We start from the raw sequence: 14,065 nt of genomic DNA on the forward strand, positions 1-14,065 counted from the left end.
CGAGCGGCACCCGGCAGAGCAGGCCTTCGTACACGCCCCCGTGGAGGGGCATTGGACCCGCCTTGCGCCCGTGCATTAGAATCAACCGCAAATCCAATCGCTGGGAAGGAATGCTCGTCATGGACCTGAATATGACAATCTTTCGGGAGTACGATATCCGCGGTCTCGTGGGCAAAGACCTCGAAGAAGACATCATGACGCTGTTGGGCAAGACCTACGGCGCCTATATCGAGGGTCAGCGCAAACATAACGTGATCGTGGTGGGGCGCGATGGCCGGCTGCACTCGAAGCGTTTCTCCGACGCACTAATCCAGGGGGTGACTGCCTGCGGCCTCCATGTAATCGACATTGGAGAAGTCCCCTCGCCCTTGACCTACTTTGCGGCGAATACCATGGACATCGACGGTTTTCTCATGCTCACCGCCAGTCATAATCCGTCGGAATATAACGGCCTGAAAATCGGCGTCGGCAACGCCACGATCTACGGAGACGAGATCCAGCGGTTTGGCCAAATGGCACAGGCCGGGCAGTTTCCCGTCGCCGCCGCGCCGGGAACCGTGACGGCCAGGAACGTCGTGCCGCAGTACTTGGACGACGTCTGCGGGCGCATCAAGCTGGCGCGGAAACTCAAGGTGGTCGTGGACGGCGGCAATGGCGTGTCCGGCCCGATCGCCGTGCCGCTTTTCGAGCGGCTCGGCTGCGAGGTTATCCCCCTCTTTTGCAGCGTCGACGGCAATTTCCCGAACCATCACCCGGACCCCACGAAAATCGAGAACCTCACGGAATTGATAGCGGCCGTGAAACGGGAGCAGGCCGACGTCGGGATCGCATTCGACGGCGACGGCGACCGTATCGGCGGCTGTGATGATCAGGGCAATCTTCTGCAGGGTGACCGGTTGCTGGCCCTGTTCGCGCGGTGGATATTGAAGGAAGTGCCCGGCGCGACGGTGATCGGCGAAGTAAAATGCTCGCGCGGCATGTACGAATACATCAAGAAACATAAGGGCAACGCGGTCATGTACCGGACCGGCCACTCGCTGATCAAGGCGGAAATGAAGCGAATCGGGGCCGAAATCGCCGGGGAGATGAGCGGCCATATCTTTTTCAAGCACCGCTGGTACGGTTTCGACGACGCCGCCTACGCGGGTGCGCGCCTCCTCGAAATTATCGCCCAGTCGCGGCAACCGCTGAGCGCCATGCTCGCCGAGATCCCGCGTCGCTTCGATACGCCAGAACTCGAAATCAAGAGCGACGACCAGAAGAAATTCGATGTGGTCCAAAAGGCCAGGGCCTATTTTCAGGAGCTTGGGCTGGAGGTCGTCACCATCGACGGCGCTCGCATCGAGTTTCCAGATGGCTGGGGCCTGCTCCGCGCGTCCAATACGTCGCCGAAACTCGTCGTTCGCGTCGAAGGCGACACCGAGGCGCGCATGAATGAGATTCTCCAGATGATCAAGGGCAAAGTCGCGGAATTGAACACGTAGAGCGTCCGGGCCTTGTGCGAGCTCGTCTGACGCGCCTCAAGCCCGCCGCATGTCGATGCCCCAATACGGCCATGAACGGGACGACCGCCTGTGGTTCCGCCCTGTCTCGCCCGCGAACGGGTTTCGGGCGCGGACTGGTTCTATGATTCCCCGGGAGTCCCGTCAGTCAGACAGCACATGGCGGCGCGCCGGGCCCGCCCGTAGAGAGGTTGCATGCGGGTCGCGCCGCGACACAGGGTCAACGCCGGAAGCGAAAGCATGGAGGTGACACAATGACGAGAAAGAAGGGTGTGTACTATGCCTTCTTCGCAGTGTTCTTCGTGTCATGCTGGTTCGCGCTCTTTGTCATTATCCAGGAACTGACAAACTCCATAGCGAATATTCCGGACCTGAAACTCACCAAGTCCACGCTCCAAAACGGAATCGTCGAGTCCGGCTTGTTCTATGAAAGCTGGAAAGCGCTCCGGGGCGGCGCGCTGCATCCCGAGTTGAATCAGGGCTATCACGAACTCGTGATTGACAGGCCTATGTCGCCCCGGTCCATCGCCTTGGACTTCACGCTGCGCGACCGGGCATACGTCACCGTCACTTTTGGAAGGTCGGACCCGTTCCTTCTCAAGAACGCAGGGCATCATTTCGGGGTGCGCTTCTCCGTTCACCCGGACCGGCCCAGCGCTTTCCTGAAAATCAAGGACGACCGGCAATTCCTCGCATTCCACCCGATGGATGTGAAACTGGAGACCGGCGTTGTCAACCATCTGCGCATCGACCTCGACGGCGAACGCGCGGCCATCCACCTGAACGGTGATCAGATATTCACGCAACAGGAGGATGCTTCGTTTCTCGGGCCCCAGTATCTTGCGGTCCAGGGCAATGCCTTTCCATCCGTGATTGACAATATCTGCGTCACGGAAGAATCCGGTCCTGAATACCGCGTGACGTTCTCCAACAGACGCTATGTCGCGAATGCGCTGTTCTCGGCGGCCGGCGTTCTCATCGCGCTAGGCCTGGTGACCGGCATACTGAGCGTGTTCAGGATGAAAGAGGGCGATACGCGCGGTTATCTGCTGGCGTTTCTCATTACGGCCAGTGTTGCGCTTGCCATCGTCTACGCGCGCCTGCCCGTATTCACGCAACTGCTCGACAATGCGGGCCTGAACGCCTTCTATAAATCGCAATCAGAATGGCACTCGCATTACATCGATTACATGCGGGGCAACCTTGAGAACGAATTCAGCCGTGCCCTCGGGCCGGACAAGGAAAGAATCTTCTTCATGGGCACCTCGCAAACCGCCGGCCACGGAACCACCCGGCCGAGCGAGTCCTTCTTCAGTATCCTGCGCCGACGAATGAAGACCGTGCCGGGAACCGCGAAAGAACTCGAATTCGTCAACATGTCCATTGGCGGCGGCAACTCCGGCCTTCTCCTGGACACGTATGAACAACTCGTCAGCGGGTTTGAGCACCAATATCTCCTGATCAACCTGGGCGTAAACGACAGTATTTACCGGCCCGCCGCATTTCGCGAGAACATTACCGCCATCGTCAAACGCGCACAAGCCAAGGGCGTGCTGCCCATCCTGTGCATCGAAGCGGTGTCGGCGGAGCAGAGCCCGGAAGGACCGGCGCTCGAGAACGTCATGAAGGAAATCGCCGGACAATTCGATGTCCCATTCATCAACATGTTCCGGGAGAGCCAGCAATCCCAGGACACGGGCGTCTTCTGGTGGGACTACGTTCACCCGACTTCGTATGGATTCCGCGTGCTGGCGGATATTCTGGAGTCGAAGCTGACCGGCATCATGGCGTCACGGAATCGATGAGCAAGACCCGCGACGCGCTGCGCCGGAGCCCTGCCGGCTCCGCCCTCTTTCACGCCATTGCGTTTTTTGCGCGCAGCCGGGTCGATATCAGCCCGACCTGGCCAAGTGCTACGCCCATGTGCCGCGCGACGACCTCGCATTTCGCCTTGAGGATGAGGTAGACGTCGCCGTCAAAGTCGTCGATGGTCTCGTAATGGCCCTGGCCCTTGCCCACGATCACGCCGGCCCGCCGCATACGTTCCAGAAAGGCTCCGGGCGCGTGGTCGAGCGGCGCGCCGATGAATGCGCCGCCCACGTCGATCACGTTGCACACGCGGGTGAGCCCAACGGCCTCGGCGTCTTCCAGCAGCGCATCGTTCAAGATGGGCGCGCCCTTCACCACGGCGGTCACTTGCGTGTGACGCGTCAATTCCTCGATCAGAATCTTGTCGAAGACGATTTCGCCCGCGTTGTCAAGCAGATAAAGCAGTTCGCGGCACCCCGCCAGCGATTCACGGAACGCGCCGGTGTGGTCCACGGCAAAACGCTCGCGCAGGACTTGGTCCAGCGCGCCGCGAACGTCGATATCGGCCTCGTGCTGCGTGCCGAGGTCGATCACGTTGCCCGCCGCCGCGATATGCAGCGCCGCGACAAGCGGGTCGCCGCTCTCGCGCACGATCCGCCGCAGTTCGGGTTCGAGTTCCAGCGCCAAGGCATTCTGCGCGCGCTTGAAGTCGCGGTACGGATCCGGCTTCCCGGAGAACAGCGCCGTCAATTCGTAGATCACCAGAGACAAGACGGCCGGTGATTTCTCCATGTCCATTCCGGGAATGCGCCGCGCCGTCTCGTCCAATATCTTTCTCTGGACAGACACGTCGTCCGTGGCTATACGCGCCGCACGCAACGCCTGCGTCATGAAACACTCCAGACAATCCAACGTCGCCTTCATCCGTAATTCCCTTGATCTCGTTTCGCGCCTGCCGGCGCCGTGCGTCCCTTTCGCGCCGGCGAAGTGGCGCGCCGCAAAGCGCCAAGCATAGCACACGCGCGGGCTCGCCCGGCTAGACACCTTTCCCGCGCGTCATCTACACTGCCGCCGCAGCGTGGAAGCGTGATGAAACATGTTTTTTCAGTCACTGCGGCGGTGATGGCCGCATGCAGCATCGTGGCGTGGCGGTGGCAGCCGCCGCCGGCGCCTGATTTCCGCATTTCCGTGCTCGAGGCCGCCTTGCGCGCGGGCGGCAGAGACGGCAGGAGCCGCCTGTCATGGCCGGAATTCCGGACTCTGCTCCGCGAGCCGGGCGCATGTGACGATCCTTTCTGGCCCATGGCGCTGCGGGACGCCTTCGATCGGATCGACGCCAATGCCGACGGCGTCATCGACGCGGACGAAGAGCGGCTGTTGTTCGGAAATCTGGACACGACCGGAGACGGCCTGCTGACCGCGCAAGATCGCCCCACACCGCCCAAGATACTCTATTGGGCGACGGACGACGCGCCCGTGCGCCGCGAACAGATGGACCTGTTCAACGCCTGCCACCCCGAGTACCGTGTCGTGATAGATCCGACGGTTGGCACAATGGAAAAGGTCATCGTCCAGTGTCTCGCGGGCGTCGGCCCCGACATCTTCGACTGCTACTCCGGCGCGCAGCTGGCCGCTTTCGTGCGGTCGGGCGTTGCCTATGACGCCACGGATGCGCTCCGTGCGCGCGGGGTGGACATCCGTCAAATCTGGCCGGCCGTTCACCCTCACATCCTGCTTGATGGCCGGCTCTACGGCCACCCGGGCAACACCAACGCCGATGCGGTCTGGTACAACAAACGGATCTTCGACGAGGCCGGCATTCCTTACCCGTCACCCGACTGGACCTGGGACGAGTGCATTGCGATTGCGAAACGTCTGACGAAACGCGACGCGCGCGGCCGGCCTGTACGATTCGGCTTGATGACCGGCAAGTTCGCGTGGCGAACCACGTTCGTGCCGCAGTGGGGCGGCAGTTTGTACAATCCCGAGGGGACGCGTTGCATCCTCGATACCCCGGAGGCGCGGGCGGGCGCGCAGTTTTTCCACGATTTGATCTTTAAGCACGGGGTTTGCCCTTCCGCGACGGAAGAGCTCGCCATGGCGAACCAAGGCGGCTGGGGCATTGGCGAACAGAACTGGTTCGCCACGGAACGCACCGCCATGGCCGTCGGCGGGCGATGGTGGCTGTGCACGCTCCGCCGCGACGAATACAAACATCTGCGTTACGGCGTTGCGCCGTTGCCGCGCGGCCCGCTCGCGCGCGGCGGAGGCGGCGGGCGCGCCAGCCTCATCAACAAGAACAGCGCCAACCTGGAGGGCGCGCTCACGTTTGTCGCGTTCCTGCATGGCAGGGAGTGGAACCAGTTGATGAACCGGCAGGCGGACGCCTTGGCGCCGGTCAAAAAATACCATTATGGCGAATACGCGGACGCATTCCTGCGCGACCCCCGCTATCCGCGGGAGGACTTCAACGCGGTCTGGCTCGAAGCGCTCGAACACGCCGTCCCCGAGATGCCCAGCCCATTTGTCAATGGCCAGCGCGTGGAACGCATCATCCTGACACAATCTGACCTTGTTACCGGCGGCCATGTCACGGGGGAGCAAGCCATGCGGGACGCGGCCCTGCAGGTCAATGCGTCCATTGTTGAAATGCTCCGCATCGACCCGGAACTGCGCGCGCGCTATGACGCGCTGCTGGCGCAAGGCGCGGCGCCCGCGTGGGACAACAAGGCGGACGCGCCATGAGACGCCGCTCCGACTTGCGGATTGCGCTCTTGTTTCTGCTTCCGAATTTTCTCGGATTCCTCGTGTTCCTGCTGGGGCCCGTCGTGTTCTCGCTTGGGGCCTCGTTCACGAATTGGAACCTGATGCGGACCGTGCCGTTGCGGTTTGCAGGCTTCGAAAACTTCCAAACGCTGTTCCATTCGGAGGAATTCTGGCTGTACAGTGTCAATACGCTGTATTTCATGATCGGCATGCCGATCGCCATCGCGGGCTCTCTGCTCCTCGCGATCCTCTTGAGCCGGCAAATGCGCGGTGTCGTCATTTACCGCACGCTCTTCTACCTGCCCAGTTTCACCGCCGGCGTCGCTCTGCTCATCCTATGGAAAGCGCTCTACAATCCGTCCTTCGGCCCCATTAACGAAGCCATCGCCTTCCTGCTGGAACCCGTGCGCGCCTTTGCCGATACGGTCTCCGCCGCCCAGTTCCTGCGCGAACACGGCCCCTTTGGCTGGGTTGCCAACCAGGACGGCGCCCTGCCGCTGTTGGCGCGGCTGGCTTTGGCGCAACCGCCGGAATGGCTCGGCTCGACGCAGAACCTGTTCGCGTTGCGCCCAAATGCCGTTGGCTTCGACGCCGCGCAATGGGGCCTTGGCGCGCGGGACGCCATCATCTTCATGGGTGTCTGGACGGCCGTGGGCGGCGGCAACATGCTCCTCTACCTCGCGGGCATCGCGAACATCCCGCCGGAACTGTACGAAGCCGCGGAGATCGACGGCGCGGGCCGCTGGGCGACGTTCCTTCACGTGACGTGGCCTCAACTGGCGCCGACCACCTTCTTCATCGTAATTATGAGCTTTATTGCGGGATTGCAGGGCGGCTTCGAGCAGGCGCGCGTCATGACGCTGGGCGGGCCCGCGGGCACGACGACGACGCTGGCGTATTACATCTATATCAAGGCCTTTGAGGAATTTCAGATCGGTTACGCCTCTGCCGTGGCCTGGGTCCTGTTCAGCATTGTGTTTGCCATCACGCTCGTCAACTGGCGATTCGGAAGCCGCTATGTCAACTACTAGCGCACGGCGAAGTTTCGCGGCCTGGTGGTTCCGCGCCGGGCGCTTCTACGCGTCCCATGCGTTCTTGTTCCTCTTGTCGCTCACGATGCTGCTGCCCTTCCTCTGGATGCTTCTGGTCAGCTTCAAACCCCAGAGTGAAGTAGAACTGCTGAATCCCTTCCCGTCGGTCTGGCAGTGGGAAAACTATGTCGAAGTCCTTACGCACAAATACATTTCGTTCGGGCGCTACTACTTCAACAGCCTGTTCGTCGCGGCCTGGGTCACCTTTCTCACGTGCCTGACCAGCGCCCTCGCCGGTTACGCCTTTGCGCGGCTCCGCTGGCCCGGCCGCGATCACGTGTTCAAACTGTACCTCGCCACCATGATGGTGCCCGGCGTAGTGACCATGATCCCCAACTACACGCTCATGGTGCAATTGCACCTCCTCGATTCTTATCTCGGCCTGATCCTGCCCGCTTCGTTCACGGCGTTCGGCGTCTTCCTTGTCCGCCAATTCATGCTGACGATTCCCGCGTCGCTGGACGAGGCCGCGCACATCGACGGGGCCTCCCACTGGCGCATCTTCTGGGATATTATTCTCCCCCTGTCGCGGCCCGGCCTCATCGTGCTCGCCATATTCACGTTCTTGGGCAATTACGGCAGCTTCTTCTGGCCGCTCATCCTCATCAAGAGTGAACATCTGCGCACGTTGCCCATCGGCATGGTGTTCTTCGACACCGTCTATGGAAAACAGACCAACCTCATCATGGCGGCTTCCGTCATGAACGTGTTCCCGCTTATCCTCCTCTTCGTGCTGCTCCAGAAATACCTCGTCCGGGGCATCCAGCTCGGGGCTATCAAGGGCTAAGCGGCTGCAATTTGTCGCAAACCCGCAAGAAAGCGCCCTTCGCGCGTCGTGCGTTCTCACAAAGGCCATTGAACAGCGTGGCGTTCGCTCTTATACTCACTCAAGAGGAGTGCGAATATATGCAAGTCATCGTGCGGCAAGCGAAGCGGGTCGAAGTGATACGCCGCGCACACGACGCCTTTCTGGAGCGGTACACCTCCGATTTCGGCGTATTGGATGTCGCGCATGTATCCGGCACTCCCGAGGACATGGGTGCGCAATACGGCGCGCTGGTCGGCGACCGGGCGAAGGCTATCGCAGGCCTGCTGGCGGGGCTCTTCTCGCAAGCCGGGCTTCCGGAGGCGCTGGTCCATGTGTTGCTCGACGCCTGCTGGGAACGCCTCGCGCCGCACGTGCCGGAGCGGTATTTGGCCGAGATGCGCGCCATCGAAGCGGGCGCAAAGTCGAGCGGCGCCGACCTTTCCTTCGACGACGTGAAGCGCATCCTGACCATGACCAACCTCGACCTCTACAAGCGCGAGGAACGCCTGCCCGAGATACTCGGCATCCCGCCCGAAGAGCTTGCCGCCGCCATGAATCAGGCGCACCTGGCATGCACGATGTTCGCCGTGTGGGGTTCCCGCACCGCCGACGGCAAGATGTTCTCGCTGCGCAACCTGGACTGGGTTTCGCAGACGGGCATGCACGAATACCGCCTCATCACCGTCTATCAACCCCAGGACCGGCACGCCTTCGTCAGCATGGGCTATGCGGGTGTAATCGGCTGCCTCGCGGGCATGAATGACCAGGGCATAACGCTTTCCGAGGTGGGCGCGTTCAGCGTGCGCGAGGAACTGGACGGCATGCCTTGGGCGCTCATGGGCCGGCGCGTGCTCGAGGAATCCGGCGCCCTGGAAGACGCCCAGGCGATCATCGAGCGCTCCGCGCATACCATCGGCTACAACTACCTCATTGCGGACGGCGAACCCGACGCTTACGGCACGCCCGCATTCCGGCCCCGCGCGGCGGCGTTCGAAACCAATTCCGCGTGCTGCGAGACCTTCTTCGAGGACGACCCCAAGGAACACGCCGCCACATGGACCGATGCGCAGGGCGGCGAGCACTATTACGGCAGGCCGCTGCGCGAAGCAGTTCTGCGCGCGGACACTGCCTTCGGCAAGCAGGCGCGCGCGCTCCAAGCCGCCGACGACGGGCCCGGCGACCCGGCGAATACCGGCAACCCGCATGGCCGCGATTTTTCCGGGTCCACCTACACCACGTGCCACTTGCCCATGCACGATATGATCCGTGCGTACGAAACCGGCTCGGAATACGTGTTTCCCGTGCGCGGCACGAAGCCCATCGAGGCGGGCCCGCCCTGCAAGATCGGCCCCGAGGAGGCGCTGACCATCGCGGCCACCGTCGCCCATAACACCGAGATGCTGCCCGAGAACGACTGGAACGTCATGAGCATCGTCTATGCTCCGACGGATCTCGAGTTCTGGGCCGCTTACGAAACGCGCCACGAGGACGCCCGCTGGACCAACGCGCCGGACTCCGGCTATTGGCGGTTCAGCCTGCGGAAATTGCTGGAACAAGATGCACAGTGATTTGCGATGCGAGCATGAACCCCGCGAGAGGAATCAGGGACTGCTTGGCCATCGATACGACGAGAAGACGCGGGAACCCAACCCGCCAAACCCTGCAAGACCGTGTTGCGGTTCTGCGAAGCGATTGACGCCGCAAGAACACCCGGGGAGAGGGAAAGAGGGATTTCACATTGCTTCGGTTTGCGAGGAACGGCGGGCCGTATGGAGACAATGACTGCGCGGGACTGCTCCACGGGAGCATGCAAGCGTCCTGGCAAGAGACGGGAGGTATCTCATCATGTTTATTCTCGGCATTATCCTCATCCTGGCCGGATTCGGCGCGGCGGCGGTCATGATGCTCATGGCGTCGCCGCCGGAATTCCTTTTCATGATGCCCGGCGAGATGCTCGGCTGGGTTGGGGTCGGATTCCTCGGCGTTGTGTTCTTGTTTCTGGGTAGACGCCCGTCGGATTGATTTCGCGGCCCGGTTTCCGGCCGCCCATCGGCGGCGCCGGCGCCTGCCGGACCAGCGAAAGACGCGAAGCGAGCGCGGCGTGGCGGCCGGGCGATCCGGAACGCTGCCTGCGGTTTCCACCGGCATGGCACATCAAGGTGGCACTGGACAGCTCATGAACGATTTACTATTACGTGCGGCGCGAGGGGAGCGGACCGAACGCACGCCGGTCTGGCTCATGCGGCAGGCGGGCCGCACGGACCCCGAATACAACCGGCTGCGCGAAACAGCGGAAATGCCGCTCGAAGCCTTGTTCAGCACCCCCGAACTCGCCGCGCGCATCTCGCTCCTGCCCCGGCGTCTCGGCGTGGACGCGATCATTATCTTCCAGGACATCCTGACGCCGCTTGCGCCCATGGGCGCGCCGTTTCTGTTCCGCCCGGGGCCAATGCTCGAGCGTCCCGTCCGTTCGGCTCAAGATATGGCCGCGCTGCGGCCATTCGAGATGGAGACCGGCCTCGCACACGTCCGCGAGACGTTTCGGCTGGTCCATGAGATGCTCGGTGGCGCCCTGCCCGTCCTCGGGTTCGCGGGCGCGCCGTTCACGCTGTTGGTGTTTCTGGTCGAGGGCAGGAGTTTTGGGGAAAGGGCGGACGCGGCCTTCGCGTTACTGCGCGAGGCGCCGGCGCTCGCGCACGCGCTCCTCGACCGGCTCACGGTCATGACCATCGACTACCTGCGCTTTCAGGCGGCTTCCGGCGCATGCGCGGTGCAGTTGTTCGAGTCGGCCGCGGTCCTCTGCAAGTTGGGGGCTGATGAGAAGAAGGGCGCCGCCACCTACCGCGAGTTCGCGATTCCGTACCAGCAGCGCATATTCGCCGCCCTGCGCGGCGTCGTGCCCACCGTCCATTTTGCGCGGGAATGGACCGCGCTCGAAGACCTCGATGCCGCGGGCGCGGACATCATCAGCCTGCCGGCTCAGGTTTCCATTCGGGAAGCTCGCGAACGCCTGGGCGAGCGCCGCGCGTTTCAGGGCAACCTTGATAACGAATTGCTCGCGCACGGCGCGTGGCCGGAAATTGAAGCGGCCGCGCGCGCCTGCGTAGAATCGGGGGAACATCGCGGGCACATCTTCAATCTGAGTCATGGATTGTTGCGCGAGACGCCGTTCGCGCATGTAGAACGGCTGGTGCGGTTCGTCCATGACTGCCGCATATAGACGCGGCCGGCCCCAAACCACGGTACGAGGAGGAAGCGCCATGGCACATGTCGGTTTCGGCATTATCGGATGCGGTAACATCGGCCCGGTGCATGCGGCGGCCATCGCCGCGGTGCGGGGAGCGAGACTGACTGCCGTCTCGGATGTGGTCGAGGCGAGCGCGAAACGCCTGGCGGGCCAGTACGGGGCAACGGCGTACACCGACTACCGCGCCTTGCTCGAACGCAAAGACGTGCAGGCCGTGTGCCTCTGCGTGCCCAGCGGCATGCGCATGGACATCGCGATTGCCTGCGCCGCGGCGGGCAAGCACATTCTCTCCGAAAAACCGCTCGAGGTGACCACCGCGCGCGCGGACCGGATCATCGCCGCGACCAACAAGGCGGGCGTCATGCTCGGGTGCGTGTTCCAGAGCCGGTTCGCCCATGGCTCCCGTCTGATTAAGCAAGCCATCGAGCAGGGTCGCTTCGGCAAGCTCGTGCTGGGCAACGCCTACATCAAGTGGTACCGTTCCCCCGCATACTACGCGAGCGGGGCCTGGCGCGGCACGAGGAGACTCGATGGCGGCGGCGCGCTCATGAACCAGGGCATTCACCAGATTGACCTGCTCCAATGGTTCATGGGGCCGGTCAAGCGCGTCTGCGCGCAGACGGCCTGCGTCGCGCACGAGGGGCTCGAAGTCGAGGATCTCGCCACCGCCATGCTCGAATTTGAGAGCGGCGCGTTCGGCACGATCGAAGGCAGCACGGCCATCTGGCCGGGGCACCCCGCGCGCGTCGACATTCACGGCACGGCAGGCGGCGCATGGCTCGAGGACGGCAATCTGAAGTATTGGAAATTTGAAAAACGCAAAGCAGCCGATGCCAAGATCGAGCGGGAACTCGCGAAGGAGTCCGAATTGGGTTCGGGAGCGGGCGACCCGCTGGCCAGCCTGAAAATCGAGGGACACCGCCGCCAGATTGAGGACTTCACGCGCGCGATCTTGAAGGGCGCCACGCCGTTCGTCGACGGGCGCGAAGGCAGGAACGCCGTCGCGATCATCGAGAAGATCTACGAATCGGCGCGTAAGGGCCGCCCCGTAAACATGTGAACCGGCGGCAACGACGGGGAGTTCCGCATTCATGAGCGAGGCGAAACGGATTCAAGTCACGATTGTCGGCGGCGGGATGATCACGAACGACCTGATCCTCCCTTCCGTCTATCATTTGCAGCGCAGCATCGTGGGCGACATCCGCGTATGCGCGCTCAATACAGCCCCCCTGCGCGCGCTCAAGGAAAACCGTGAACTGCTCGAGGCGTTCCCGGGGCAGGACTTCACGTCGCATCCCGCGCTGAGCGAGCCGGACGACCGGCTCTTCCCCGCCTTGTACCAGGAAGTGCTCGCGGGCATGCCGCCGCGCAACGTCGTAATCGTGGCCATGCCCGACCACCTGCATTTTCCGGTGGTCATGGAAGCTCTGCGCCACAATCAGCACGTGCTCTGCGTCAAGCCGCTGGTGCAGCGTTACGCGCAGGCCGTGGAGATCGAGCGATTCGCTTACGAAGAAGGGCTGTTTGTCGGCGTCGAGTATCACAAGCGTTTCGACACGCGCGCCCTTATGGCGAAGAGGCATTACGCGGCCGGCGATTTCGGCGAGTTCATTATGGGCGAGGCCAAGATGATCGAGCCGTACTATTACCGGCACTCGAATTTCCAGAATTGGTTTACCTGTGAGAATTCCGACCCTTTTACGTACGTCGGTTGCCATTACGTGGACCTGGTCTGTTTCATTACGGGGCTCCGCCCGACCGGGGTTTCAGTGACCGGTGTGAAGGGGCGATTCCCCAATGGCAACGAGGGCTATATGTGGGCCAACGGCCGCGTCGTCTTTGAGAACGGCGCCGTCCTGTCCGTGATCGACGGGCTGGGTTATCCCGACGACGGCGCGGGCAGCAACCAGCAATGCCTTGAGATGTTCTTCGAGGGCGACGGCAAGACCGCGACGCTGCGGCACGACGACCAGTTCCGCGGCGTCACCCACTGCTACCTCGATGGCATTGGTTGCGCCGGGTCCGCCTTCAATTTCGTGAGCCCCGATTTCTTCCGGCTCGTGCCATGGGAAGGCCCGGGGCTCAAGGCCGTCGGCTACGGTTTCGAGTCCATCGCCGCCACGATTCGCACCGTCCATGGCATGGAATCGGAAGTGTCGGGCATGAACGAGACCGAATCGTTGGAACGCCGGCGCGCCCTCATCCGCGCGGCCGACGCCCAAGGCATCATCGCGACGCCCGCCAATTCCAGCGTCAACGAGCTCGTCATGGAGGCTGCGCGGCTTTCCATCCTCAATGATGGGCGCTTCGCCACAATCACTTGCGGCGAGGCTCCCGAGGCGCGGCTCGACAACAGCCGTTGACGCCGGGCGGGCGTGGTCCGTCCATCATCTCCGGCAGTCGTGGCAATCTCCGTCTCTGTCAGCATAGAATGACGACCGTGATGGATCCGGAAAAACGTATCAAGGATCTGGAACGCGAAGTAAGCAAGCTGCGCGGCGTGGTGCGCCAGCTCTTGCACGAACATGTCCAGACCCCGAACAGCGATGGAGGCGTTTCCCATGTCGAGCGCCGCCGGACGCCCGTTCATCTGCGCGAACCCGCGCTGATTCAGAGTCTTCGCGAGCGCGTCAGCGGCGTGCTGCACGGTGACGGCGATGAGGCGATCGAGACGCGCATCGGGACCGTCTGGCTGAGCCGCCTGGCCGTTCTGGCCATCATGACCGCCTTTGCGCTGGCCGCGCGGGCCACGCTGTATTCCAATGAGATCGAGCCGGCGGCAAAACTCCTGGCCGGTTACGCAGCCGCCGCGTGCCTTATCCTCGCCGGCACCTATCTGCGC

General features: G+C 62.7%; 12 protein-coding genes. 11 read left to right on the forward strand and 1 reads right to left on the reverse strand.

All coding sequences use genetic code 11. The features are described 5' to 3' along the window. Positions 1-125 precede the first annotated feature (125 nt). On the forward strand, positions 126-1,484 hold the full coding sequence (locus KA184_05955) for a phosphomannomutase/phosphoglucomutase (GenBank protein ID MBP8129107.1): 1,359 nt from the start codon (positions 126-128) through the stop codon (positions 1,482-1,484). Positions 1,485-1,756: 272 nt separating this feature from the next. Continuing rightward, positions 1,757-3,307, forward strand: a complete 1,551-nt coding sequence (locus KA184_05960; GenBank protein MBP8129108.1) for a hypothetical protein — start codon at positions 1,757-1,759, stop codon at positions 3,305-3,307. A gap of 49 nt (positions 3,308-3,356) precedes the next feature. Here the strand turns inward: KA184_05960 and KA184_05965 are convergent, their stop codons facing one another. After that, positions 3,357-4,235, reverse strand: coding sequence for a DUF89 family protein (locus KA184_05965; GenBank protein MBP8129109.1), 879 nt, complete (start codon positions 4,233-4,235; stop codon positions 3,357-3,359). Between the two features lie 165 nt (positions 4,236-4,400). Here KA184_05965 and KA184_05970 point away from each other — a divergent pair, with 165 nt between their 5' ends. The 9 genes from KA184_05970 to KA184_06010 all read left to right on the forward strand — a co-directional run. Beyond that, positions 4,401-6,056: an extracellular solute-binding protein gene (locus KA184_05970; protein MBP8129110.1), complete on the forward strand. Its 1,656-nt coding sequence runs from the start codon at positions 4,401-4,403 to the stop codon at positions 6,054-6,056. Continuing rightward, positions 6,053-7,108 (forward strand): sugar ABC transporter permease, encoded by a 1,056-nt coding sequence (locus KA184_05975; GenBank protein ID MBP8129111.1) that lies wholly within the window; start codon positions 6,053-6,055, stop codon positions 7,106-7,108. The genes KA184_05970 and KA184_05975 overlap by 4 nt, the downstream gene beginning before the upstream one ends. Then, on the forward strand, positions 7,095-7,955 hold the full coding sequence (locus tag KA184_05980; GenBank protein ID MBP8129112.1) for a carbohydrate ABC transporter permease: 861 nt from the start codon (positions 7,095-7,097) through the stop codon (positions 7,953-7,955). The genes KA184_05975 and KA184_05980 overlap by 14 nt, the downstream gene beginning before the upstream one ends. A gap of 119 nt (positions 7,956-8,074) precedes the next feature. Then, positions 8,075-9,544, forward strand: a complete 1,470-nt coding sequence (locus KA184_05985) for a hypothetical protein (protein MBP8129113.1) — start codon at positions 8,075-8,077, stop codon at positions 9,542-9,544. Positions 9,545-9,821: 277 nt separating this feature from the next. After that, on the forward strand, positions 9,822-9,998 hold the full coding sequence (locus tag KA184_05990) for a hypothetical protein (GenBank protein ID MBP8129114.1): 177 nt from the start codon (positions 9,822-9,824) through the stop codon (positions 9,996-9,998). 154 nt (positions 9,999-10,152) lie between these two features. After that, positions 10,153-11,196, forward strand: a complete 1,044-nt coding sequence (locus KA184_05995) for a uroporphyrinogen decarboxylase (protein ID MBP8129115.1) — start codon at positions 10,153-10,155, stop codon at positions 11,194-11,196. Between the two features lie 40 nt (positions 11,197-11,236). Next, positions 11,237-12,283 carry a Gfo/Idh/MocA family oxidoreductase gene (locus KA184_06000; protein ID MBP8129116.1) on the forward strand — a complete coding sequence of 349 codons (1,047 nt, stop codon included), beginning with the start codon at positions 11,237-11,239 and terminating at the stop codon, positions 12,281-12,283. A gap of 31 nt (positions 12,284-12,314) precedes the next feature. Then, complete coding sequence (locus KA184_06005) at positions 12,315-13,586, forward strand: Gfo/Idh/MocA family oxidoreductase (protein ID MBP8129117.1); 1,272 nt, start codon at positions 12,315-12,317, stop codon at positions 13,584-13,586. A gap of 77 nt (positions 13,587-13,663) precedes the next feature. After that, the coding region (locus tag KA184_06010; GenBank protein ID MBP8129118.1) for a hypothetical protein at positions 13,664-14,065 on the forward strand (402 nt) is incomplete at its 3' end.

Source organism: Candidatus Hydrogenedentota bacterium, from assembly GCA_018005585.1.
Taxonomy (GTDB): Bacteria; Hydrogenedentota; Hydrogenedentia; order Hydrogenedentales; family JAGMZX01; genus JAGMZX01.

Coding starts and splice junctions, on each gene's coding strand:
- KA184_05960 (MBP8129108.1), top strand. CDS start 1,757: ATGACGAGAAAGAAGGGTGTGTACTATGCCTTCTTCGCAGTGTTCTTC.
- KA184_05965 (MBP8129109.1), bottom strand. CDS start 4,235: ATGAAGGCGACGTTGGATTGTCTGGAGTGTTTCATGACGCAGGCGTTG.
- KA184_05970 (MBP8129110.1), top strand. CDS start 4,401: ATGAAACATGTTTTTTCAGTCACTGCGGCGGTGATGGCCGCATGCAGC.
- KA184_05975 (MBP8129111.1), top strand. CDS start 6,053: ATGAGACGCCGCTCCGACTTGCGGATTGCGCTCTTGTTTCTGCTTCCG.
- KA184_05980 (MBP8129112.1), top strand. CDS start 7,095: ATGTCAACTACTAGCGCACGGCGAAGTTTCGCGGCCTGGTGGTTCCGC.
- KA184_05985 (MBP8129113.1), top strand. CDS start 8,075: ATGCAAGTCATCGTGCGGCAAGCGAAGCGGGTCGAAGTGATACGCCGC.
- KA184_05990 (MBP8129114.1), top strand. CDS start 9,822: ATGTTTATTCTCGGCATTATCCTCATCCTGGCCGGATTCGGCGCGGCG.
- KA184_05995 (MBP8129115.1), top strand. CDS start 10,153: ATGAACGATTTACTATTACGTGCGGCGCGAGGGGAGCGGACCGAACGC.
- KA184_06000 (MBP8129116.1), top strand. CDS start 11,237: ATGGCACATGTCGGTTTCGGCATTATCGGATGCGGTAACATCGGCCCG.
- KA184_06005 (MBP8129117.1), top strand. CDS start 12,315: ATGAGCGAGGCGAAACGGATTCAAGTCACGATTGTCGGCGGCGGGATG.